At 66.0% G+C, this 23,033-nt stretch carries 21 protein-coding genes and 1 pseudogene; 6 read left to right on the top strand and 16 right to left on the bottom strand.

The window, feature by feature from the left end; translation table 11 throughout:
• Positions 1-165: 165 nt before the first annotated feature.
• The 4 genes from J1902_RS04960 to J1902_RS04945 all read right to left on the bottom strand — a co-directional run bounded on the left by J1902_RS04960 (position 166) and on the right by J1902_RS04945 (position 5,440).
• Positions 166-1,941, bottom strand: a complete 1,776-nt coding sequence (locus J1902_RS04960; RefSeq protein WP_207615130.1) for an ABC transporter family substrate-binding protein — start codon at positions 1,939-1,941, stop codon at positions 166-168.
• Positions 1,942-2,270: 329 nt separating this feature from the next.
• Positions 2,271-3,356 carry a redox-regulated ATPase YchF gene (ychF, locus tag J1902_RS04955; RefSeq protein ID WP_207615129.1) on the bottom strand — a complete coding sequence of 362 codons (1,086 nt, stop codon included), beginning with the start codon at positions 3,354-3,356 and terminating at the stop codon, positions 2,271-2,273.
• Between the two features lie 91 nt (positions 3,357-3,447).
• Positions 3,448-4,533 carry a 4-hydroxy-3-methylbut-2-enyl diphosphate reductase gene (locus J1902_RS04950; protein ID WP_207615128.1) on the bottom strand — a complete coding sequence of 362 codons (1,086 nt, stop codon included), beginning with the start codon at positions 4,531-4,533 and terminating at the stop codon, positions 3,448-3,450.
• A 55-nt stretch (positions 4,534-4,588) separates the two neighbouring features.
• Complete coding sequence (locus tag J1902_RS04945; protein WP_207615127.1) at positions 4,589-5,440, bottom strand: hypothetical protein; 852 nt, start codon at positions 5,438-5,440, stop codon at positions 4,589-4,591.
• A 219-nt stretch (positions 5,441-5,659) separates the two neighbouring features.
• On the opposite strand from J1902_RS04945, the gene xseA reads away from it, so the two are divergent.
• Positions 5,660-6,952: an exodeoxyribonuclease VII large subunit gene (xseA, locus tag J1902_RS04940; RefSeq protein WP_207615126.1), complete on the top strand. Its 1,293-nt coding sequence runs from the start codon at positions 5,660-5,662 to the stop codon at positions 6,950-6,952.
• A complete protein-coding gene (locus J1902_RS04935; protein WP_207615125.1) occupies positions 6,949-7,233 on the top strand; it encodes an exodeoxyribonuclease VII small subunit in 285 nt (94 codons plus the stop codon). Before xseA ends, J1902_RS04935 begins: the two co-directional genes overlap by 4 nt.
• Before the next feature lie 39 nt (positions 7,234-7,272).
• Here the strand turns inward: J1902_RS04935 and J1902_RS04930 are convergent, their stop codons facing one another.
• From J1902_RS04930 to J1902_RS04885, 10 genes are all read right to left on the bottom strand, one after another.
• Positions 7,273-8,127 (bottom strand): polyphosphate kinase 2 family protein, encoded by an 855-nt coding sequence (locus J1902_RS04930; RefSeq protein ID WP_207615124.1) that lies wholly within the window; start codon positions 8,125-8,127, stop codon positions 7,273-7,275.
• A 54-nt stretch (positions 8,128-8,181) separates the two neighbouring features.
• Entirely contained in the window at positions 8,182-9,402 is a 1,221-nt protein-coding gene (locus J1902_RS04925) for a pyridoxal phosphate-dependent aminotransferase (RefSeq protein ID WP_207615123.1), read from the bottom strand.
• Positions 9,403-9,522: 120 nt separating this feature from the next.
• Positions 9,523-10,479: an ABC transporter substrate-binding protein gene (locus J1902_RS04920; RefSeq protein ID WP_207615122.1), complete on the bottom strand. Its 957-nt coding sequence runs from the start codon at positions 10,477-10,479 to the stop codon at positions 9,523-9,525.
• Entirely contained in the window at positions 10,476-11,222 is a 747-nt protein-coding gene (locus tag J1902_RS04915) for an ABC transporter permease (protein ID WP_207615121.1), read from the bottom strand. Before J1902_RS04915 ends, J1902_RS04920 begins: the two co-directional genes overlap by 4 nt.
• The gene (locus J1902_RS04910) at positions 11,219-11,881 is read right to left on the bottom strand and encodes an ABC transporter permease (protein WP_207615120.1); all 663 of its coding nucleotides are present in this window, start codon (positions 11,879-11,881) and stop codon (positions 11,219-11,221) included. The genes J1902_RS04915 and J1902_RS04910 overlap by 4 nt, the downstream gene beginning before the upstream one ends.
• Positions 11,881-12,975, bottom strand: a complete 1,095-nt coding sequence (locus J1902_RS04905; RefSeq protein ID WP_278253592.1) for an ABC transporter ATP-binding protein — start codon at positions 12,973-12,975, stop codon at positions 11,881-11,883. The genes J1902_RS04910 and J1902_RS04905 overlap by 1 nt, the downstream gene beginning before the upstream one ends.
• Before the next feature lie 158 nt (positions 12,976-13,133).
• Positions 13,134-14,309, bottom strand: coding sequence for a ribosome small subunit-dependent GTPase A (gene rsgA, locus J1902_RS04900; RefSeq protein ID WP_307794375.1), 1,176 nt, complete (start codon positions 14,307-14,309; stop codon positions 13,134-13,136).
• Between the two features lie 188 nt (positions 14,310-14,497).
• Positions 14,498-15,022 (bottom strand): helix-turn-helix domain-containing protein, encoded by a 525-nt coding sequence (locus J1902_RS04895; RefSeq protein WP_207615118.1) that lies wholly within the window; start codon positions 15,020-15,022, stop codon positions 14,498-14,500.
• Between the two features lie 14 nt (positions 15,023-15,036).
• A complete protein-coding gene (locus J1902_RS04890; protein ID WP_207615117.1) occupies positions 15,037-15,372 on the bottom strand; it encodes a YegP family protein in 336 nt (111 codons plus the stop codon).
• Between the two features lie 301 nt (positions 15,373-15,673).
• Complete coding sequence (locus J1902_RS04885) at positions 15,674-16,426, bottom strand: FadR/GntR family transcriptional regulator (protein WP_207615116.1); 753 nt, start codon at positions 16,424-16,426, stop codon at positions 15,674-15,676.
• Between the two features lie 93 nt (positions 16,427-16,519).
• Between J1902_RS04885 and J1902_RS04880 the strand changes: the two genes are divergently transcribed.
• The 3 genes from J1902_RS04880 to J1902_RS04870 are packed head-to-tail and all read left to right on the top strand — an operon-like array spanning position 16,520 to position 19,575.
• Positions 16,520-17,398: a carbon-nitrogen hydrolase family protein gene (locus J1902_RS04880; protein ID WP_207615115.1), complete on the top strand. Its 879-nt coding sequence runs from the start codon at positions 16,520-16,522 to the stop codon at positions 17,396-17,398.
• A 9-nt stretch (positions 17,399-17,407) separates the two neighbouring features.
• Positions 17,408-18,748 carry an APC family permease gene (locus J1902_RS04875; RefSeq protein ID WP_207615114.1) on the top strand — a complete coding sequence of 447 codons (1,341 nt, stop codon included), beginning with the start codon at positions 17,408-17,410 and terminating at the stop codon, positions 18,746-18,748.
• 47 nt (positions 18,749-18,795) lie between these two features.
• Complete coding sequence (locus tag J1902_RS04870) at positions 18,796-19,575, top strand: carbon-nitrogen hydrolase family protein (protein ID WP_207615113.1); 780 nt, start codon at positions 18,796-18,798, stop codon at positions 19,573-19,575.
• 71 nt (positions 19,576-19,646) lie between these two features.
• Here the strand turns inward: J1902_RS04870 and J1902_RS04865 are convergent.
• A pseudogene (locus J1902_RS04865) lies at positions 19,647-20,066 on the bottom strand (NUDIX hydrolase); the annotation flags it as partial.
• 54 nt (positions 20,067-20,120) lie between these two features.
• Entirely contained in the window at positions 20,121-21,914 is a 1,794-nt protein-coding gene (locus J1902_RS04860) for a glycoside hydrolase family 35 protein (RefSeq protein ID WP_207615112.1), read from the bottom strand.
• A 49-nt stretch (positions 21,915-21,963) separates the two neighbouring features.
• Here J1902_RS04860 and J1902_RS04855 point away from each other — a divergent pair, with 49 nt between their 5' ends.
• On the top strand, positions 21,964-22,986 hold the full coding sequence (locus tag J1902_RS04855) for a pirin family protein (protein ID WP_207615111.1): 1,023 nt from the start codon (positions 21,964-21,966) through the stop codon (positions 22,984-22,986).
• The last annotated feature ends 47 nt before the right edge of the window (positions 22,987-23,033 follow it).

The following is a 23,033-nucleotide window of genomic DNA, read 5'->3' as shown; positions in this document are numbered from 1 at the left end:
AGATCCAGGCCAGAGGTTGTCCCTGACCTATCGCAGAATCGTGCCGGACTCGCCAGCGTTGTCCGCCGGGAGCCGGCAAATACCGGTCGTGCTGCAGAAGGCGCCGGGACCATGGTGCTTCGGTCCCGGCGCCTTTGCTAGCTGTTTCGCTCGCTGAGCGTCGGCCTACTTTTCAGCCCACTCCCAGAAGTTCCACCAGACACCGGTCTGGTTCGGCATGAACTTCACGCCCGTGATGCGGTCGCTGTAGGCGTCCACACCAATGGACTGGAAGAGCGGAAGTCCATAGGCGGAATCCCAGATCTTCTTGTCAATCTGTGTGATCAGTTCGTCCTGCTTGCCGCGATCCGTCGTACCGATCAGTTCGTCCATCAGCTTGTCAGCCTCGGGATCGCTGAACTTGTTGAAGTTGGAGCCATTGTTGGTGCGGAAGATCTGCGGAACACCGGCAACGCCGACCCCCGGGTTGATCCAGCCGAAGATCGTTGCATCGTATGTGCCATCGCCCAGGGCCTTGCCCCAGTCGGAGGCGCCCAGACCGCCGTCGACGATCTTGAAGCCAGCCTTTGCGGCAGACTCGCGGATCAGCGAGAACGCATCGACACGGTTCGGATTGTCCTTGTTGTACATGATCTTGATTTCCGGCGTGGCGCCGTTCAGGAGCTTCTTGGCGCCGTCGATGTCCACGTCCCCGAAAGCAGAGGATCCGTTGTTTGAAGCCGAATTGGCGTACGCGGCCTGCTGCGGTACGAACAGCTGCGAGTCCAGGGGCTTGGCGTTGGGGTCAAGCTTCTTGACGATCTTGTCGACAATGTCCTTGCGCGGAACGGTCTTCATGAAGGCTTCGCGGACGTTCTTCTCGGCCAGCGGACCGGAGTAGTTCAGGTCCAGGTGGTCGTATGCGAGCTGGTTGCCCTGCTCGACCGTGACACCCTGGCTGGAGAGCGCCTTCAGCTGGTCAAGCGTGTCTGCAGAAGGCTGCGGCGCGATGATGTCGGCCTCGCCGTTCTTCAGCGCCTGTACCTGGGCCGGAGCCGAGCCGATGTAGCGGACAGTGATCTCGTCCAGGCTGGCCGTAGGACCCCAGTTGTAGTCCTTGTTGCGGACCATGGTGAGCGACTGGTCCTGGCTTACGCTCTTGACGATGTACGGACCGTTGGAAAGGAACAGGTTCGAGTCCGACGGAAGGGTCTTCGTGTCAAAGCCCGTGTTCCACATTTCGGCCATGGTCTTGAGCGCGGCGTCCGCGGCCTTGGGTGCCTTGGCATCGCCACGAGGCATACCCTTGAGGTGGTCGATAAACGCCTGGGTGTCCTTCAGCCCCGCCTTCTGGGCCAGCACGTGGGCCGGGACGTCGATGCTCGGGCCAGCGAGAGCGATCTCCCAGTCGGCGTACGGTTTGGAGTACTTGAGGGTCATTGAACGGTTGTTGTCGCCGATCTCCGGGAAATCCGTCAATGCCAGGCCAGCCGGATCGCCCGCGTACGAGAAGTAGGACGTTCCCGTCTTGGCTTCGGCGTTGGCGTCGTCGTAGTAACCCGAGAAGGCGGCCCACTGCAGGAGGAGGTCAGCGGCCGAGACGGGAGCGCCGTCAGACCATTTCACGCCTTCGTTGATGGTGTACTTGACCGTCAGCGGGTTGTCCGAGACCTTTTCATACTTGCCGAACTTGTCATTGTGGACAACGTTCAGCTTGTTGTCGATGTAGTAGAAGCCCGAGTGGGTGGCGTAACTGACTTTTGAGTTGATGTCGTTGTTGCCGTCGGCCGTGTTGGGGTTGAACGAGTAAAATGCGTTCGTCTCAACTACTGTTGCCGTCCCCCCCTGCTTGGCCGTCCCCGTAGTCGGGGTGGTTCCGCCGGTGTTGCCGGCGCAGGCACTCAGTACGAATGCGGCGATTGCCGCGATACCCACCGCTTTGGAAGTACGTCCGAAACGCATTCCGCCTCCTATTAGTCGTGGAGTTGGTCAAGGAGAATTCGTGATTTCCCCCGAGGCAAGCACAGATTCCTACTGTGACGTTGCCTACATGTGGGTGTAAGCCTAACCACATTGAGTTCGGAACGTGGAACACAATTGCCAAACTGTAACCGTTCCGCAACCTGACAGATTGCGTAAAGTCTCCGGAATTTCAAGTCACATGTTACTCAGTGGTAGCATACGCCTGTCTGACAGCTGGACAGGCAGGGTCAGGGCATGAAAAAAGCCCCGGCTCCAGAGGAACCGGGGCTTTTTGGACCGTTGCCTGAAGTGACGTCGGCGTGAAGCAACTACACGTTGAAGCGGAACTCGACCACGTCGCCGTCGACCATGACGTATTCCTTGCCTTCAATGCGGACCTTGCCCCGCGACTTGGCTTCGGACATGGATCCGGCTTCGATGAGGTCGTCGAAGGAGACCACCTCGGCCTTGATGAAGCCGCGCTGGAAGTCGCTGTGGATGACGCCGGCGGCCTGCGGGGCAGTGTCGCCCTGGCGGATGGTCCATGCACGCGCTTCCTTGGGGCCGGCCGTGAGGTAGGTCTGCAGGCCAAGGGTGTGGAAGCCGACGCGGGCCAGCTGGTCCAGGCCGGACTCGCTCTGGCCGTTCATCTCCAGCATCTCGCGGGCCTCTTCCTCATCCAGCTCAACGAGGTCGGACTCGAGCTTGGCGTCGAGGAAGATGGCGTCCGCCGGGGCAACCAGGGCCCGCAGTTCGTCCTGCTTCTCCGGGCTGCCCAGAATGCCTTCGTCCGCGTTGAAGACGTAGATGAAGGGCTTGGCGGTCAGGAGGCTGAGCTCCTTGAGGTGCTCCATCTCCAGCTTGTCGCTCTTGATCGAGGAGAAAATGGTGTCGCCACGTTCCAGCACAGCCTGGGCGGCCTTGATGGCAGCCAGCTCGGCGGCTTCCCGCTTCTTGATCTTGACTTCTTTTTCGATCCGGGGAATGGCATTTTCGATGGTCTGAAGGTCGGCCAGGATCAGCTCGGTGTTGATGGTCTCCATGTCCGAGCGGGGATCCACCTTCCCGTCCACGTGCACAACATCGGGGTCATCGAACACGCGGACCACCTGGGCGATGGCCTCGGCCTCGCGGATGTTGGCGAGGAACTTGTTGCCCAGGCCTTCGCCCTCCGACGCGCCCTTGACGATCCCGGCGATGTCCACGAAGGATACCGGAGCCGGCAGCAGGCGCTGGGAGCCGTAGATCGCCGCCAGCTTCTGGAGCCGAGGGTCCGGCAGGTTCACGACGCCGACATTGGGTTCGATCGTTGCGAACGGGTAGTTCGCAGCGAGCACCTGGTTGCGGGTCAGTGCGTTGAAAAGAGTTGATTTGCCGACGTTGGGCAGTCCGACGATGCCAATAGTAAGAGCCACGAGGATTGATTCTACCCGTTGGAGCGGCCACGGCGCTCAGCACGTCGCGGTCCGTACCGGCTCCCGGCCGCCCCGGCAGGAGCGGCCAGCCCTAGCAGTTTTCGCGGCCCCCGCGCCCGCCGAGGGCACGTGTAACGTCGCCGGCTGCCTTCAGCGTGGCGCGCAGTTCCTTGGGGAGGGAGAAGAGCAGGTCTTCCTCCGCCGTCACAACTTCCTCCACAGAGCCATAACCGTAGTCGGCCAGCAGGCGCAGCACATCCTGGACCAAGACCTCGGGAACGGAGGCGCCGGAGGTGACTCCCACGCTGGCCACGCCTTCGAACCAGCGTTCGTCCACCTCGTTGGCGAAGTCGACCCGGTAGGAGGCCTTGGCCCCGTATTCCAGGGCGACTTCCACGAGTCGGACGGAGTTGGAGGAATTGGCCGAGCCGACCACGATCACCAGATCGGCCTGCGGTGCGATCTTCTTGATGGCCACCTGGCGGTTGGTGGTGGCATAGCAGATGTCGTCGCTGGGCGGATCCTGCAGGGTGGGGAACCGGTCCTTGAGCAGGCGGACCGTCTCCATGGTCTCGTCCACGCTCAGGGTCGTCTGCGAAAGCCAGATGGTCTTCTCCGGGTCACGCACCGTGACCTTGTCCACCTCATGCGGTCCGTTGATGATCTGGATGTGGTCCGGAGCCTCGCCTGCGGTTCCTTCGACTTCCTCGTGCCCCTCGTGGCCGATCAGCAGGATGTCATAGTCTTCCTTGGCGAAGCGGACTGCTTCGCGGTGGACCTTGGTGACCAACGGGCACGTGGCGTCGATGGTGCGCAGCCCACGGTCCTCGGCAGACTGGACGACGGCGGGAGACACGCCGTGGGCAGAGAAGATCACGAGGGCGCCCTGGGGCACCTCGTCGGTCTCGTCCACGAAGATGGCGCCCTGTTCCTCAAGGGAGCTGACGACGTGCACGTTGTGCACGATCTGCTTGCGGACATAGACGGGCGGACCGTAGTGTTCCAGTGCCTTCTCGACGGCGATGACCGCCCGGTCCACGCCGGCGCAGTAGCCGCGCGGGGCCGCCAGCAGGACCTTTTTGGGGCCGCTGACCGGGGCCGCAGCCAGCACCTCTTCCGGCGATCGCCGCCTGCGGGGGACGGTGGGCATCGGGATGGAAACTGCTGAGCTGCTCATCCCTCAATGCTACCGTCAGCGTTTCGCGCCACGGTCACGCGGGCCTGTCCCCCTGTCACGCGGTCCTGCGGCGGCCGGACGATACGGCCCACGCCACAGCACCCAGGGCGACGAGCCCACCGGCTCCGGCCAGGGCCAGGACAACCCATTGCCCAAAGCCGGCCTGGCACGCGGCCACGAACTCCCGCTTGAACACCTCGGCGACAGGGTTTCCGCTGGCCATGCTGCCCACTACCCCGCCGGCAATCCCTGCAGAGGCCGTCCAGACAGCGGCAACCACAGCGAACCCCAGACCGGCGAAGACGGCCAGGCGCGACCGCCGTCGGGCAGCAACGAAGGCGAGGCACAGCGACACGAGCGCGCCCAGCGCCGGCACCCACCAGAGCGGCGCGAAAGCGGCCGCGCGTTCCACCAACTGGCGCTGTGAGGGTGCGCCGATATTGATCAAAGCGGCGTCCGGCACGTCAACGGGCAGTCCGGTGGCTGCGGTGAGCCGCGCCGCCACGAGCCCGACAAGAGGACCGACGTCGAGGATCAGGGACGTGGGGGCCGGCGTCTCTTCCGTGACGCTGGAAGGATCGGTGAAGTTCAGCCGGTGGCTTTTCCGGATGGTCTCGTCCCAGGCTCCCGGGAACTCCGGCCAGGACTGCATGCTGGTGGCCGCGTCCTCGAGAATGCCTGCGGCCAGCTGCTCCGCAGCCGCCGGGAGCTCGATGGCGGATTCCAGGCTTCCCACCGCGGCCATGGCCAGGCTGTGCTGGAAGGCCTGGTCCTTGCCCAGCGCCGCGGTCAGGCGGACGAAACCGTCCTCGCGGACGATATTGGAGTCAACCCAGGCCGTGGGCACAGCCACGGCGGCGAGCAGCAGGGACAGGATCACTGCCGCGGCAGATACAAACGTGCGCAAGGGGGTCCTCAGGATCGGGAGGGCGTAATTGCCATCCTATGGCGGGCCGCGGGGATGGGAAAATGTCGGAGCTGGGTGCTAAAGCTATGGATAGAGTTGGAAGGCCGGCCGGATGCGCCCCCATCGGGGTTGACAGTGCAGGCTGGGTGCCGGGTTCCGGTGCCGTGGCAGCGAGGACAAGAGAAATGCAGCAGCAACAGGCAGACAGGACCCGCCGCGATGAGCGCTGACGCCCTGCCCGAATCGACGCTGCCCGGCACAGCCGCGGAAACCAGCCCGGAGAACCCTTGGCCCCTGCAGCTGCTCTCCAGCAAGCTCAAGGCCCATGTGGAGCGTGCCCCCGCGGCCTGGATCGAAGGCCAGGTCATCGAGCTGAACAGGCGCGGCAGCAACGCGTTCCTGACCCTGCGCGATGTGGACGCCGAGATCTCCCTGCCCGCATCTGTCTGGTCCAATGTGCTGGACCGCCAGTCGACGCCCCTGGAACGCGGTTCCCGGGTTGTTGCCCTGGTGAAACCCGAATTCTGGCTCAAGACCGGGCGGCTCAACATGTCCGTCAAGGACATCCGCCCCGTCGGCCTCGGTGACCTGCTGGCCCGGATCGAACGGCTCCGCCAGGCACTCGCGGCGGAGGGACTGTTCGCCGAATCCCGGAAGAAACGACTGCCGCTACTCCCCCACCGGATCGGTCTCATCACCGGCCGCGACTCCGATGCCAAGAAGGACGTCCTGCGCAACGCCGCCCTCCGCTGGCCCGCCGTCGAGTTCGATGTCCGTGAGGTGGCCGTCCAGGGCAACACGGCCGTTGCCCAGGTCATCGGCGCCTTGCAGGATCTCGATGCCGATCCGCACATTGACGTCATTGTCATCGCCCGCGGCGGCGGTGCCCTGGAAGACCTACTGCCGTTCAGCAACGAAGAGCTGGTCCGCGCCGTGTCCGCGGCCTCCACCCCCGTGGTCAGCGCCATCGGCCACGAGGCAGACCGGCCCATCCTCGACGACGTCGCGGACCTTCGCGCTTCCACTCCGACTGATGCCGCCAAACGGATTGTTCCGGAGGTCGCCGAAGAACTCGCCATGGTCGGCCAGGCCCGGGAGTACCTGCGGCGCAGCGTCGGCCGGATGGTGGAACGCGAGGCCGAGCGGCTGCATTCGCTGCGCTCCCGCCCCGTCCTGGCCGCACCGGAGAGCATGGTCGCGGCTCGCGCCGAGGACGTCCACCGGCTGCGGCAACGGGCCCACGCCTCGGTCAGCACCGCCGTCGTCCGTGCACTGGACCAGGTGCAGCATCTCCGCGCACAGGTCCGGGCACTGTCTCCGCAGAACACGCTCGACCGCGGCTACTCGGTGGTCCAGCTGGTGGGCGCAGACGGCGCCGCGCACACCGTGGTCAGCAGCCCGGAGCAGGCCCCCGCCGGAACGGCACTGGCCATCCGTGTGGCCGAGGGCAGGTTCACCGCGGTCTCGTCCCAGCCAGCATCGAATGTGAACGACGTAAGGAACACACCATGACCGCAAGCAACGAAACCTCCGAAACACTGGACGGGCTGAGCTACGAAGAAGCCCGCGAGCAGCTGGTGGCCGTAGTGGGCCGCCTGGAGGCCGGCGGGGCCAGCCTGGAGGAGTCCCTTGCCCTGTGGGAGCGTGGCGAGGCCCTGGCCAAGCGCTGTGAAGAGTGGCTTGAGGGCGCCCGGCGGAGGCTTGCCTCGGCCCGGGACACGACCAGTTCCGGCGCCAGCGGCGCGGAATCCGGTTCCGGAACCGGAACCGGAACAGACTCCGCGGCCGGCTAACTCAGCCCTTCAGGACGAGCTCAGCTCTTCAGGACAAGCTCAGCTCTTCAGGACCAGGGCCCGCTCGGCCGCGACGTCGAACTCCACCTTGGGCCATTGGAGGTCCAGCCCTTCCAGCGCCTCCAGCAGCAACTGCTGGACCGCAATGCGGGCGTACCATTTCTTGTTCGCAGGCACCACGTGCCAGGGCGCCGAGGCCGTTGACGTCTTTTCAAACGCCACGGCGTAGGCCTCCTGGTAGGCCTCCCACTGGGCGCGTTCGGCCAGGTCACCCGTGCTGTACTTCCAGTGTTTGCCGGGATCATCGAGGCGGTCCAGGAGCCGGGCCTTCTGCTCATCGCGGCTGATGTGCAGCATGACCTTGACCACCGAGGTCCCTTGTTCGGCCAGCCTGGCTTCGAAGTCGTTGATGGCGGCGTAGCGCCGCTCCAGTTCCTCCGCGTCCGCCCAGGCATGGACCCGGTGGATCAGCACGTCCTCATAGTGCGAGCGGTCAAAGACGCCCACCATGCCGGCCCGGGGCAATTCCTTCTCGATGCGCCACAGGAAGTCGTGCGCCTTTTCCTCATCCGTGGGGGCCTTGAACGCTGTGAGCTGCACCCCCTGCGGGTCCATGGCGCCCACCACATGGCTGACGATCCCGCCCTTTCCGGCGGTGTCCGTGGCCTGCAGGATGAGCAGGACCCGCTTGGTGCCGCCGAATTTCCCATGGGCGAAGAGCTTTTCCTGCAGTTCCGCAAGCCGGGTGTCCTGGGCATCGAGCAGGGCCTGGCCGTCGGCTTTCTTGCCGGTGTAGCCGGGGGTCGAATCGGGGTCGACGCCGGCCAGATCAAAGCCAGCGCCTGCCTTGAGCGCCTCCGAGGGGTGCTGCTTGAACTCCACTACTCCGGCCATGGGCTGCCTTCCGCGCGTTGCCGTGGCCTGGGCGGCACGGCATTGCACTACAGGCTAATTGCCCGGGTACCGCGACAGGAAGTCCGCCATGCGGCCGATGGCCTCTTCAATGTCCTTGACGTTGGGGAGCGTGACCATGCGGAAGTGGTCGGGCCGCACCCAGTTGAAGGCCCGGCCGTGTGAGACCAGGATCTTCTGTTCCTTGAGCAGGTCCAGGACAAACTTCTCGTCGTCGCGGATGTGGTAGACCTCGGGGTCCAGCTTCGGGAACAGGTACAGGGCGCCTCTGGCCTGCTGCGTGCTGACACCTGGAATGGCGTTGAGGAGATCGTAGGCCTTGTTGCGCTGTTCGAGCAGCCGGCCGCCCGGCAGGATGAGATCGTTGATGCTCTGGTAGCCGCCGAGCGCCGTCTGGATGGCATGCTGCGCGGGCACGTTGGCGCAGAGGCGCATGTTGGCCAGCAGGTTGATGCCCTCGAGATAGTCGGCTGCGTCCTTCTTGGGCCCGGAGATGGCCATCCACCCGGCGCGGTAGCCGCACACCCGGTACGCCTTGGACAGGCCGCTGAAGGTCAGGCAGAGGACGTCGTCGCCGGTGAGGCCGGCAAGGTTCACGTGGACGGCATCTTCGTACAGGATCTTCTCGTAGATCTCGTCAGCAAAGAGCACCAATCCGTGCTTCTCGGCGAGGGCCACGATCTTCCTGAGCGTCTCCTCCGGGTAGACCGCTCCCGTGGGGTTGTTCGGGTTGATGACCACGATGCCCTTGGTGCGGGGAGTGATCCTGGCTTCCATGTCCTCAAGGTCAGGCTGCCAGCCGGATTCTTCGTCGCACAGGTAGTGCACCGGCTTGCCGCCGGCCAACGCCACGGAGGCGGTCCACAAGGGGTAGTCCGGAGTGGGGATCAGGACCTCGTCCCCGTCATCGAGCAGCGCCATGAGCGACATCGTGATGAGCTCGCTGACACCGTTGCCGAGGTAGATGTCGTCCACGTGGATGTTCTGGATGCCGCGGGTCTGGTAGTACTGCGAGACGGCGGTGCGCGCCGAGAAGATGCCGCGCGAGTCGCTGTAGCCCTGGGCGTGGGGCAGGTGGCGGATCATGTCCACCAGGATGGCGTCCGGCGCTTCAAAGCCGAAGGGGGCAGGGTTGCCGATGTTCAGTTTGAGGATGCGGTGCCCCTCTGCCTCCATCTGCTGGGCGGCCTGAAGGATCGGTCCACGGATGTCGTAAAGGACATTATGAAGCTTGGTGGACTGCTTGAAATTCGCCATTCATCAAATATGCCACATGGAGGATGTACTTCAGTTGAGACATCACTCACAAGCGCGACGACGGCGGTGAGGGGCCCGCCTGGGCCCGTCACCGCCGTCGGGGGTTGCTTCCGTGAAGTGCTACTTCACGATCCCTTTGTCCTTCAGCCACGCGGCTGCTGCGTCCTTGGGGTTCTGCTTCTGGTCGCCGCTGACGGCACGGTTGAGGTTGATGAGGTCCTCGGTGGTGAGGATCCTGGACACGTTATTGAGCGCATCACGGGCCTTGTCCGTCATCTTGGCCTTGCTGTACAGCGGGAGGACCTGCTGGGCGATGAAGTTGTTCTTCGGGTCCGGCAGGACCACGAGGTCGTTGTCCGCAATCGCCGGAGTGGTGGTGTAGATGTCCGCAACCTGGACCTGATCCGTCAGCAGCGCCTTGACCGTGAGGGGGCCGCCGCCGTCGCTAAACGGTTCCAGCTTCTTGGGGACGCAGTTGTAGTTCTTCTTCAGACCCGGCAGTCCGTAGGCACGCTCGGCGAACGTCGCCGGGGCGCCGACCACAAGCTCACTGCACACCTTGGCCAGATCCTCGATGGACTTCAGCTGGTACTTCTCCGCGGTGGCCTTGGTGACCACCATGGCGTCTTTGTTCTCGGCCTTGGAAGGCTCCAGCACGGCGAGGCCTTCCGGAAGCTTGCCTGGGAGCGCCTTGAAAATGTCCTCGGCCGAGACCTCCGCGGCGTCCTTGTTCACGTGAAGAAGGAGGTTGCCGCTGTAATCGGGGATGATGTCCACGGAGCCGTCCTGGACAGCCTTGAAGTAGACCTCGCGGGAACCGATGTTCGGTTTGGTGCTGGCCGTGACGCCGGCGGAGTTCAGGGCTCCGGCGTAGACCTCGGCGAGGATCTGGCTTTCGGGAAAGTCGGCAGAACCAATCACCAGTGCTGATCCTGTGGCCGTACCGCCCGTGGCGGGGGCGGTTCCCAGCGGATCCGATGCTCCGCCGCAAGCGGTCAGTGCGATGGCCAGGCCGACGCCGGCGGCGATGCCGCCGAATGCGCGCCTGCCCAGGATTCTGTGGTGGTTTTCCTTCATGACGTACCTCCTTGAACAACAGCCTCCGCAGTCACGGGGTCTGTGAGATCAACCGCAGCCGGCTGGCTGCGGTCCGGCTTGGCAGAGGCTCCCGGCGAGAGGAACAGCCTCTGGAAAAGGGCAAGGATGAGGTCGACGGCGATCGCCAGCCCTGCGATGAGCAGCGAACCGCCCAGCATCTGGGGAAAGTCCGAGAGCACCAGGCCGTCGAAGAGGTACCGGCCCAGTCCGCCCAGATTGATGTAGGCCACCACGGAGACGGTGGCGATGACCTGGAGAATGCCGGTCCTGAACCCGCCGGACATGACCTGCAGCCCGTTGGGGACCTCGGCCCGGAACAGCACCTGGAGCTCGGTCATGCCCATGGCCCGCGCGGCATCAACCACGTTCCGGTCCACGCTGGAGACCCCGGCGTAGGTGCCGGCCAGCAGTGGCGGTACCGTGAGAATCACCAGGGCCCAGACTGGCGGCATGAGTCCGATCCCTGCAAGCAGTACAAACAGCGTGAGCAGGCCGAGGGTGGGCAAGGCGCGGAGGGCCCCTGCAACGGCCACGACGGCCACCCGCCCGCGGCCCGTGTGGCCGACGTAGAGGCCGATGGGCACGGCAATGGCGCTCGCAATCAGCATGACGAGAGCCGTGTACTGCAGGTGCTCAGCCAGCCGCACCGCGATGCCGCTGCTGCCGGACCATTGTTGGGGGTCGGCCAGCCAGGCGAAGGTGTCCGTGAAAATGTTGCTCATGCGGAAGCACCCCCTGCCGGTTTCGTGGAAGCCCGCGACCAGGGGGTCAGGAGACGTTCGAGCAACACCAGGACCGCGTCCATGACCACGGCAAGGACCAGAATGGCGATGATCCCCACCACCACCTCGGTGACAAAGTCTCTCTGGAGTCCGGACGTGAACAGCATTCCGAGGTTGCCGATGCCCAGCAGGGCGGCGACGCTGACGAGCGAGATATTGCTGACCGACACCACTCGCAAGCCTGCGAACAGCACCGGCAATGACAGCGGCAGATCAATCTGGACAAAACGCGCAGCAGGCTTGTAGCCCATGGCTACGGCTGCCTGGCGGAGGTCATCATCCACGGAATCGAAGGCATCCAGGGCGGCCCGCACCAGCAACGCCACCGCATAGATGGTCAGGGCAACCACCACATTCAGGGGGTCAAGGATCCGGGTGGCCAGGATGGAGGGCAGGATGATGAATAGCGCCAGCGAGGGAATCGTGTAGAGCAGTGACGTGGCCGTCACCACCACCGAGCGCAAGGTGCTGTTTTGCCGCGCGAACTGCGCCAGCGGAATGGAGATCAGCAGCCCGAAGACCATCGGCAAAATGGCCAGCACCAGGTGCTGGCCCGCGAGATCGAAGACGTGCCCGCTGTTCGCCAGGAACCAGCCCATCAGGGGCGCTCCTCCCTGTTTTGCCGGGTTTCCTCGATGAGGGCAAGGACTTCAGCGGCCTTCAGCACGCCGGCCACCCTGCCGTCGTCGTCCACGGCCACGCCCAGCCCGGACGGCGAGGACAGGGCGGCGTCGAGGGCACGCCGCAGGGTGTCGCCGCGGTGGAACAGGGAACCTCCGGGGACCAAGCCGGTGCCGTCACGGGGCGAGGACCAGCCGAGGGGACGGCCGTCCGCATCCACCACGAGCGCCCACTCCCCCGGGCCGCCGTCCGCAACGGTCCGCTCGGCTGACTGGACCATCTTCACCGGATGCAGGCGCACGGCGTCGGCCGCGTTGAACGCGAGGTGCCGGAAGCCGCGGTCCCGCCCCACGAACGAGGCCACGAAGTCGTTGGCCGGTGCGCGCAGGATCTCCTCGGGGGCGGCGTACTGCGCCAGCTTGCCCCCCACCGCGAAGACCGCCACTTTGTCCCCCAGGACCGTGGCTTCATCGATGTCATGGGTGACAAACACAATGGTCTTGGCCAGTTCCCGTTGCAGCCGAAGCAGCTCCTGCTGGAGTTCGTCGCGCACCACGGGATCCACGGCGCTGAACGGTTCGTCCATGAGCAGCACGGGGGGATCGGCCGCCAGGGCGCGCGCCACCCCCACCCTTTGCTGTTGGCCGCCGGACAGTTGGGACGGGTACCGCTTGCCGAGCACGGGGGCCAGCCCGACGACGTCGAGCAGTTCCGCCGCGCGCTTGCGCGCCGCTGCCTTGGGGACGCCGTTGAGCCGGGGCACCGTGGCGATGTTGTCCAGCACCGAGCGGTGCGGCATGAGGCCCGACGACTGCATGACGTAGCCCATGGAGCGGCGCAGCCGGGCCGCGGGTTCCTGGGACACGTTCCGGCCGGCGACGGTGATGGTGCCTGAACTGGGCTCCACCATGCGGTTGATCATGCGCAGCGAGGTGGTCTTGCCGCAGCCTGAAGGGCCCACGAATACCGTGATGGCGCCCTTGTCGATGGACATGCTGAGCGCATCCACAGCAGGCTGGCCGCCCTGGTACCGCTTGGTCACGTTCTCGAACACAATCATGGCTTCAGCCATTCCCGGGCTTACCTATCTGTTGGCGGCAACATCAAACGGTAGAGCCAAATGATCATAGGCACTCTGATTTTCGGCTGTAAAGCTGACCTTCACCCAGCGTAGCCAGCCCCACGAACGATGTCAGTGAAGCCACGGATACCGCAATGAAACGGCAATGTTCAGCGTTTCCGGCGCTTGCTGCTTCTCTCGGAACGTTCCTCCGCCTGATCATGGCGGTAGCGCTCTGCGGCCCGCTGTCCTTGGCCGGCCACCGCCACCTTCTGGTGCCATTCCCGCTGGTAAGCGCGCCGGGCAGCCGCGTCGTGGCGCCGGTTGAGGGCGGCAAGTTCGCGCTGCAGTTTCAGGTAGCTGTTCCAACGCCGGACATCCAGCACGTCCTCGGCGAGCGCGGCCTGCACCGCACAGCCCGGTTCCTGCCCGTGGCCGCAGTCCGCGAAGCGGCACCGGGCGAAGAGCTCCTCCAGGTCGTTGAACATTTCGTCCATGCCGCTTTCGGCGTCGAACAGCCCGAAGCCGCGCACCCCGGGGGTGTCCATCAGCACTACCCCGCCCGGCAAGGGCACGAGCTCCCGTGAGGTGGTGGTGTGGCGGCCTTTGCCGTCGCCTGCGCGCACGGCGCCGGTTTCCTGGATTTCACGGCCTGCGAGGGCGTTGATCAGGGTGGACTTGCCGGCCCCCGAGGGCCCGAGCAGCACCAGGGTTCCGCCGCGGGGAACGTGCCGCAGCAGCTCGTCCAGTCCGTCCCCTTGTTCCGCCGAGGTGGTGACCACCTCCACTCCGGCGGATTGCAGCATGACTTCCCCGACGACGTCGTCCGCTATTCCGGCGAGGTCGGCCTTGGTGATGACCACCAGGGGTGTGGCGCCGGAATCCCAGGCGGCAACGAGGGTCCGTTCCAGGCGGTTGTGCGTGAGGGGACGGTCCACGGGGACCACCACGCCCACGATGTCGATGTTGGCGCCCAGCACCTGTTCCTCGGAGGAGTGCTCGAAGGCGCGTTTGCGGCTCAGGGCCGATTGGCGCGGCAGGACCGCGGTGATGGCCGGTTCGCCCACCCGGTCGTGGCCGAGCCACACCCAGTCACCTGTGGCCGCCACCTCGCCGTCCGCCGGATAGGGCAGGTGGAGCAGGCCCGACGCCGAGGCGACGAGCACACGGTTCCGGTCCAGGCGGACCACGCGTCCGGGCGAAACACCGCCTGGCGGCTGCGGACCCGGCGCCGGGTTGGCACGGAAGTAGGCAGCCGTGGCGTCCGTGAATCCGTAGGCGGCCGGGCCGTCCAGGGAAGTCGGACCGCCAAGGGAATCAGTTGAAGTGTTGCCGTTTGGAGAGATGGTTGAAGACAGGGCCGATGGCCCGGGGATGATTTTCACGTCGATACCTCTGGAGAGGCCCGGGGCACGTGGGGTGAAACTCTTGCCTGTGAACGTCAGGTTTCAGCGGGCGGGTGCCTGGGCAGGAAGGGTGGTGTGATGAGGGCGCCGCGCATGTGTGTGCGGGGCGCGCAGGTGCATTGCAGTCATCAGGTCCACCTCCCTGCGTCAAAGGCCGGCCGTGCGCCTGGCTGGTGCCAAGGCGCCGCGCCGGCGGCTCCGTCCAGACTAGCCAGCCATCCGCAGGCTTGGCTAGTGTCCTGCGCCGGAAATTCGTGAGGCATATTTTGCGATGGAGTCGAGGATTTCCTCTTGTCCACAAACTGCGGGGCGGTGGAGAGCTTCAAGTAGTCCTCCACGTGCGGCTTGAGCCCGGAGCTGCGCCAGATCCGCCCGATCGTCGACTTCGACAGCCCCGACTTCGCGGCCATCGAGGCCCGCGACCAGTGCGTGGCATCCGCCGGGTTTTCCTCCAGCGTCGCCGTGATCACCTCCTCGGCCCTGTCCAGCAGAATCGAGGGCGGACGGCCCGGCCGCTCCTCGTCGGCCAGTCCGTCCAGCAGCGAGGCCACGAAGCCCCGCCGCCACTTGTTTACCGTGGCCGGCGACACCCGCAGCTCGGCCGCGACCGATTCACGGCTGAAGCCACGTGGTTGCTCCAGCCGCACCGGCATACTTGCCAGAAGGCTCAGGCTGCGCCGGCCCACCCTGCGCCGTGGGCCGCCCGGCGGACTGCCCTGGCCCGGGCGTGAAGATCGCCGGCCGGGATGCGCTGGTCTTGACGGGTCGGGGGGACGGAATGCGGATGCGCCGCCGCAGCCGGAGGCTTTGACCGCGTGGCCGCCGGGCACAGGTCGGTGATCAGTCCCATGCCGGCGTACTCACGCACGGCCGTAATGCCGGCGACAGCTGCCGGCTTGTCGTCAAATGCCTTCGAAACGGCCATCACGGTTCCATCCGGGGCCGTCAGACGGAACCTGAAATACGCCTCCGCGTCAACGAAAAGTTCAAACATGCCTGCCATGACAATCCTCCCGGTCTGCGGGTTCCTCTCCGCCGGCGTCCTTGCCACGGAGCCGGAGGGAACGCATCACTGCGTTCCGTTCCCGCTGGTTTGGTCGTACGATCGCAATTGATCAATTCATCAAGTGGTAAGAGTCTCGCCCGGGACCGTAAGGGCCCGCAAGATCACACGAGTAAAACATATGTAAACAACAGCAAACCCGGAGTCGGCCGGCACGGGCGGCGTAATCTTAAGATCCGTATGACAGCCCCGAGGCAGCCGACCGCTGGACCACTGCCCCTGCGATAGCCCGGAACTCCCGCTAGGCGGCTCCGCCCTCCGTCAGGCCCATGAACATGGTCCGATGAAGGATGTCCACGTGCTTGCGGGAGATCTCCACTGCTTCGACGCCGTCGCCGGCGCGCAGGGCTGCCACGAGCGCGACGTGGTCGCAGTTTGATTTGTGCAGCAGCTCGATCGGGTAGGGGATGAAGTAGGCGTAGAGCTCTGCCAGCGTCTCGTGGTACGCCTCCACCGCGGTACCCAGCCCCGACGCCGTGCCCACCAGCTGGTGGAACTGCTCGTCGGCCTGGTGGTAGTCGGACCAGTCCGTGGATTCGGCCATGTCACGGGTCAGCCGGTCGAGCTCATCCAGCTGTTCAGCCGTGGCGTTGATCGCCGCGTAGTGCGTCACGGCGCATTCGAAGAGCAGCCTCCGGTCCACCAGCCGGTTCACTGCCCGGGATTCCGCCGGCGATGCCGAGAGCTCGGCCAGCACGCTCCGCGGGGGCTCATCGGCCACGAACGTTCCGCCGCCCCGGCCGCGGCGGCGGACCACCACGCCCTGTTCCGCCAGGCTCGCCAGCGCGCGGCGGGCGGTGATCGGGCTGACGGACAGGCCCAGGGCCACGTCCTCCTGGTCGGGCAAGCGCTCGCCGGGTTTCAGCAACCCCAACGAAATCGCCATGCCGATCCGCAGTCGGACGGCATCGATGGCACTTCGGCGGTCGATGCCGGCCAGCCTGCCGGCGCCGATCGGCGAAGCGTCCGCGGTGTTCTCCAACTGACGGGTCATATCCGCTACTTTACGGCCCATAACCGCCTCTTCCCACAATTGGATCAATCTGATCTAATATAGTGCAGATCACATCCCCAACGTGGAGAAACCATGCAACGCACCCTTCCCCTCATCGCCGCCCAGGCCCGGCCCCGGCTCATCGGCGAACCCGTCTCGGCCTTTGCAGACGAGGTCACTGCCGCCCTCGCCGTCCATCCCCACAGCAGGCTCGTGGTCTTTCCGGAGCTGCACCTGTTCGGGGATTCCGATCCCGACCAGCAACGCACGGAAGTGCTCCAGGCTTCTGCCGAGCCGCTGGACGGACCCCGCGTCAAGGAGCTCCGGCGGCTTGCCGCGGACCTGGGCATCTGGCTGGTGCCGGGCAGCGTGTGCGAGCGCGGCCCCGAAGGGCAGCTCTTCAACACCCAACTGGTCCTGTCCCCGGGAGGGGAGCTTGCCGGCTATTACCGGAAGGTCTTCCCCTGGCGCCCGTTCGAGCCCTACGACCCCGGCGACCGGTTCACCACCGTGGACCTGGCTGGCGTCGGCAGGGTGGGCCTGAACATCTGCTACGACGCGTGGTTCCCGGAGGTGTCCCGCCAACTCGCCTGGATGGGTGCCGAGGTCATCCTCAACGTCGTCAAAACCACGACGCCGGACCGCCGCCAGGAACTGGTGCTCGCCAAGGCCAACGCCATCGTGAACCAGGTCTTCGTGGTCAGCGTCAACTGCGCCGGCCCCACCGGCAAGGGCCTGAGCATCATCGTCGACCCCGAGGGCAACACCTTGGCCGAGGCCGACGACGACGCTCCGGTGCTGCTCACGGCGGAACTGGACCTTGCCGCCGTCGAGCACGTCAGAACGCACGGCACCGAAAACCTCAACCGCCCCTGGTCCCAGTTCCGAGACGGCGAGGACGCCGTCGAACTGCCTGTTTACCAGGGCCGGATCAGCCCGGCCACCTGGGCTCCCCAGTCCTTCAAAGCCTAAGGAAAACTTGTGACAACACCCACCCTCACCCGCACGCTGAAGCTGCCCTCCCTGGTCCTGTTCGGCCTGGCGTACCTGACCCCGCTGATCGTCCTGGGAATCTTCGGCATCATCGCCGAAGCCACCGGCGGGGCATCGCCGGCCGCGTACCTGGTGGCACTCGTCGCCATGCTGTTCACGGCCCACAGCTACGGCCGGATGGCCATCGCGTATCCCGTGGCCGGTTCCGCCTACACCTACGTCCGCCGTTCCATTGATCCGAGGGTCGGGTTCCTCGTGGGCTGGGCCATCCTGCTGGACTACCTCTTCCTGCCCATGGTGATCTGGCTCATCGGCGGTTCCTACCTAACCGCGCAGTTCCCCGGAATCCCCGTCGGGGTCTGGATCGTGGGCTTCATCGTCATCACCACGCTGCTGAACATCCTGGGCATCAAGGTGGCGGACAAGGCCAACTACGTGCTGATGGCGTTCCAGCTGCTGGTCATCGTGTTCTTTGTGGCGCTGTCCATCGGCAACGTGGTGTCCACTTCGGGCGTCGGCGGCTTGGCCAGCACGCAGCCGTTCTTCAACGACACCTCCAGCTTCGCCACCATCTCCGCCGGTGCCGCCATCGCCGCGTACTCGTTCCTCGGGTTCGACGCCGTCACCACCCTCACCGAGGAGACCATTGAGCCGCGCAAGAACATGCCCCGCGCCATCATGCTCATCGCCCTGATCGGCGGCGGCATCTTCGTGACCGTGTCCTACGTGACCCAGCTGGTCCACCCCGGCGGAGTGTTTGAGGACTCGGCCTCCGCGGCCAGCTCCATCGCATTGCAGATCGGCGGGCAGCTGTTCGGTGCGGTCTTCCTCGCCGGACTGGTGGTGGCGCAGTTCGCTTCCGGCCTCGCCGCGCAGGCCAGCAGCTCCCGGCTGCTGTACGCCATGGGCCGTGACTCCGTTCTGCCCAAGGCACTCTTCGGCCGGCTCAGCGCGAAGTTCCACACCCCGGTGGTCAGCCTCATCGTCACCGGCATCGTCGGCCTGATCGCGATTTTCCTGGACGTGGCCACCTCCACCTCGTTCATCAACTTCGGCGCCTTCACCGCCTTCACCTTGGTCAATGCCTCAGTGGTTTTCCACTACGTCCGCCAGCGCCGTGCCGGGCACCAGCTGAACGCCGTGTCCTACGTGGTGGTCCCGGTGATCGGAGCCATCATCTGCGCCTACCTGCTCTCACAGCTGGACGTCAACGCAATTACGCTGGGAGTGTCCTGGCTGGTGCTGGGCGTGGTGGTCCTGGCCCTGATCACGCGCGGATTCAAGGCGGCACCGCCGGAGATGAAGGCCACGGAAAAGGCGACGGTTTAGGCGGCCGCCTGACCGGGGCCGCCGCCCGATCAAGGGAAGGAACAATCGTGAGGATAGCGCTCGGGCAGCTGGAGTCGGGCACCGACGTCAAGGCCAACCTTGCCGCGATCGACGGGTTCGCCGCCGCGGCCGCGCTCGACGGCGCCGCGCTGGTCGCCTTCCCGGAGTACGCCACGTACGAGAAAAAGACCGTGGACGCGACGTTCCCCGAGGTTGCGGAGCCGCTGGGCGGTCCCGTCTGCCAGGAACTCGCCCGCACCGCCCGCCGCCACCGCATCGCGCTGGTGGCGGGCGTGGTGGAAACGTCGGAGGAGCCGGGCAAGGCGTACAACACCCTGGTGGCGTTCGGGCCCGACGGTAAGCAGCTGGCCGTCTACCGGAAGATCCACCTCTTCGACGCACAGGGTTTCGGGGAATCGACGTTCATCAGGCCGGGTCCGTCCACCAGCCCGGTGGTGTTTGAATTTGGGAGAGCGCGCTTCGGCCTGATGACCTGCTACGACCTGCGGTTTCCTGAGCTGGCCAGGTCACTGTCGGACGCCGGCGCACAGGTCCTGCTGGTCTGCTCGTCATGGGTGCCGGGCACCCACAAGACCGAGCAGTGGCTGGCGCTGAATGCGGCCCGCGCCATCGAGAACAGCGTGTACGTGGCAGGGGTGTGTCAGGCGCCGCCCGTCTCCGTGGGCCGCAGCATCCTGGTTGATCCCATGGGGCTCATTGAAGCCGATCTCGGACTCGAACCAGGCGTCCGGGCGGTGGATGTCTCGCTTGAGACGGTGGCACGGGTGCGGGAGCTATTCCCGATGTTCCGGCAGCGGAGGTTGTAGGTGGGCGGTTGCGAACCTAGGCGTAGATCGTGGCCGGACCGCTCCCAGCCGTGCTGCCGATGGTGCCCGGGGTGCAGTCGCAGGGCAACGTCCACCAGGGAGACCCTGTTCAGCCCGGACACCTTGCCAAGTGCTATCCAGGCGGCGTGGGTGGTGCTTCCGTCCACCTCATGGGTCAGTTCTCCGCCGGTGATGGTTGCCTCGTAGACCAGCCGGAGGGACTGGAGGTCGCGGTCGGATCCGTCCAGCCGGACGTCCGACGGCCAATGGCCGACGTCGATCCCCAGCATGCTCCCGATCTCGGCTTCGTAGCCGGTCTCCTCGAAAATCTCCCGGCGGCAGCCGTCCACCGGGTGTTCGGTCAGGTCCAGTCCGCCGCCGGGCAGCGTCCAGCCTTCCTTGCCGTCCTGCTTCCAGTAGGCCAGCAGAATGGCGCCGTCACGGATGATGGCGGCGTAGGCCGCAGGACGGGTATCGAAGTGGAGGCTCATGGAGCCAGCATAGTTGCGGTGCCCGGCGTCAGCTTCTGCCGGGCACCGCCATGGCTAGAGTTCCGCGGCCGCGATCCTGCCTGCTTCCTCGGGGCCCAGATCGGCGGTCTCACGGAGCTCCACGGTGGTTCCCGGCTCGCCGAGTTCCAGCACCTTGATGCTGTTGTGGCCGGCACGGACCAGCGGCGCGGGCGCGTACAGCGTGAACTGCGGGCCCTTCTCCCAGTACCTGCCCAGCAGGAAGCCGTTCAGCCACACGAAACCCTTGCCCGAACCCGGCAGCGCCAGATACGTGTCGGCCGGCGCTTCGGCGTCGAACTCGGCCCCGGCCAGGAGGTCAAGCTCCTCGGTACGCCATTCCGCCAGGGGAACGGGGGTCTGGGTCCAGTGGAAGGTGTAGCGCTGGTTGACCAGCACGCCGCCCAGGATGCCCTTGCCGTGGCCTGTGAGGGGGCCGTAGTTGATGCGTCCCAGGTTCTCCACCAGGATGTCGAGCCTGGCCGGCACACCTGTGCCGGTGACGGCCAGTCCCTCGGCCCCGGTGACGTCGTCGAGCACTCCGGCGAAGGTGCCGTCCACCCAGAGGTAGGCGCGGTCGTTGAGTCCGGTGATCCTGATGCGGGTTTCGGCGGGGGCGTCGGGGCGCCCGGGCAGGATGGCTTCCGCCGAGTACAGCACCATGCCGGAGTCCAGGCCGAGCTGTTCGAAGCTCAGGGGGCGGACGCTGCGCACCGGCTGGCCGGCGCCGCGGGCGAGCTCCAGCAGCCCGGGTGCCGGGCTGAGCGGCAGGACTTGCGCGGGCAGGACCGCCGGTTCGGCGCGCAGTTCCGCCGGCAGTTCGGGGAGCTTCTCGATGCCCTGCGCCCGGAAGAACTCGGCGCGCATCGCGTGGAACTTGGGCGTCAGGGCCCCGTTTTCGGCGATGGGGGCGTCGGAGTCGTAGCTGGTGACGGTGGGCTGGAGCTTGGTGCCGTCGTGGTTGCTGCCGGAGCCGAGGCCGAAGTTGGTGCCTCCGTGGGCCATGTAGAGGCAGACGGAGCCGTCCAGGTCCAGCATCTTGCGGACCTCCGCGGCGGCGTCGCCGGCGTCACGGCGGTGGTGGTGTTCGCCCCAATGGTCAAACCAGCCGCCCCAGAACTCAATGTTGAAGAACGGCTCGCCGGGCCTGCGGCGCTGCCAGGTGGCCACGGCCTCGTCGCCGCGGCTGCCGAGCGTCGCCGTCGCCCAGGTTCCCTCCACGGAGCCGCCGTCGAGGAAGTAGTCGTTGCCGCCGTCGGCCGTGAACAGCAGCTCGGTGATGCCGCGTTCCTCCAGTGCGCGCCGGTTCCAGCGGATGTAGTCGTGGTCGTCGCCGTAGCTGCCGTATTCGTTTTCGATCTGCACTGCGACGACGGGCCCGCCGTTGGAGGACTGGCGCGAGGCGATGATCGGCAGCAGGCGGTCGAACCATTCCTCAATGGCGCCGGTGAACTGCGGGTCCATGCAGCGCAGGCCGATTCCGGGCGTTCCGGTGAGCCATGCGGGGAACCCGCCGTTGTCCCATTCGGCACAGATGTAGGGCCCGGGGCGGACGATAACGTCGAGGCCTTCCGCGGCAGCAGTGTCGATGAAACGGCCAAGATCGCGCCAGCCCGTGAAGTCGGGAGCCACGCCCGCCTTGGGCTGGTGGAAGTTCCACGCCACGTAGGTGTCCACCGTGTTGGCGCCCATGGCCTTGAGTTTGCGCAGCCTGTCCGCCCAGTGCTCCGGGTGGACCCGGAAGTAGTGGATGGCTCCGGCGAGGATGCGGTAGCGTTCGCCAGAACGGTAGAGGACAGCGTCGTGGTAGCTCAGGATGGCGTGGGTCACACGAAGCAGATTAGTACATTTTCCAACATTTATGCACATGGAGGTCCCCGTGACGAATCTCGATGCAGCTCCGGTCCAGGAGCTCTGCCCGGCAGGCCATCCGGGCCAGGCGCCGTGCGTGGAGTTGTGGCCGGCCCGCGAGGTCCCGCTGGGTGGAGTCCGCGCGATGAACGTCTTCCGGACCCTGCCCCAGCGCGCTTTGCCGACCGTCGGAGCCTGGTGCTTCCTGGACAATTTCGGACCGGACCGCGTGGCCATGAGCGTCCTCCCCCACCCCCATTCGGGGCTGCAGACGGTCACCTGGCCGCTGGAGGGTCCGGTGCGCCACCGGGACAGCGTCGGCAGCGATGTGGTGGTGCGGCCCGGCGAGCTGAACATCATGACGGCGGGCAGGGGGATCTCGCACTCGGAGTTCTCCGTCCTCCCGGAGGGTGTGGGATTGAACGACGGCGATGTGCTGCCGGTCTCGCGGGGGCTGCAGCTGTGGGTGGCCTTGCCGGACACGGAAAGGCACCGGCCTCCGGCCTTTGAACAGCACCGCGAGCTGCCCGTGGCTACGGGTCCCGGGTTCACAGCGAAGGTGATGGTGGGGGAATTCGCCGGGCAGCAGTCACCGGCCACGATGTACAGCCCCATCGTCGGCGCCGAAATTACGGCAGCCGGGCACATCGTCCTCCCGCTCAAGGTGCACTTCGAGCACGCCGTGCTGGTACTGGACGGGAGCGTGGTGATCGACGGCCAGGCCGTGGAGCCTGGCCCCCTGGCCCACCTGGGTTCCGGCCGTGAATCTCTCGCGCTCGAGGCCGCCCCGGACACCCGCTTCATGCTCCTGGGCGGCGAGCCCTTCGAGGAGGACCTGCTCATGTGGTGGAACTTCGTGGGTCGCACGCACGAGGAAGTGGAGCAGGCCCGGGAGGACTGGGAAGCACAGGCCGGACTAGACGACACCGCCGCTGCCGCCGCGCGCTTCGGCTTCATCGCCGGCCACGGACCCGATGCGGGCCCCGAAGCCGGACGCATTCCGGCGCCGCCCCTGCCGGGCGTGAAGCTCCGGCCACGCACCCGCCGTTAACGTTGCAGCCCGCGCTGGCTGAGCGCGGGCTGAGCAGCTCGGCTCAG

The sequence above is a fragment of the Arthrobacter cavernae genome (assembly GCF_017368795.1).
GTDB lineage: Bacteria > Actinomycetota > Actinomycetes > Actinomycetales > Micrococcaceae > Arthrobacter > Arthrobacter cavernae.
This window is presented reverse-complemented; position numbering and strand designations above follow the sequence as displayed.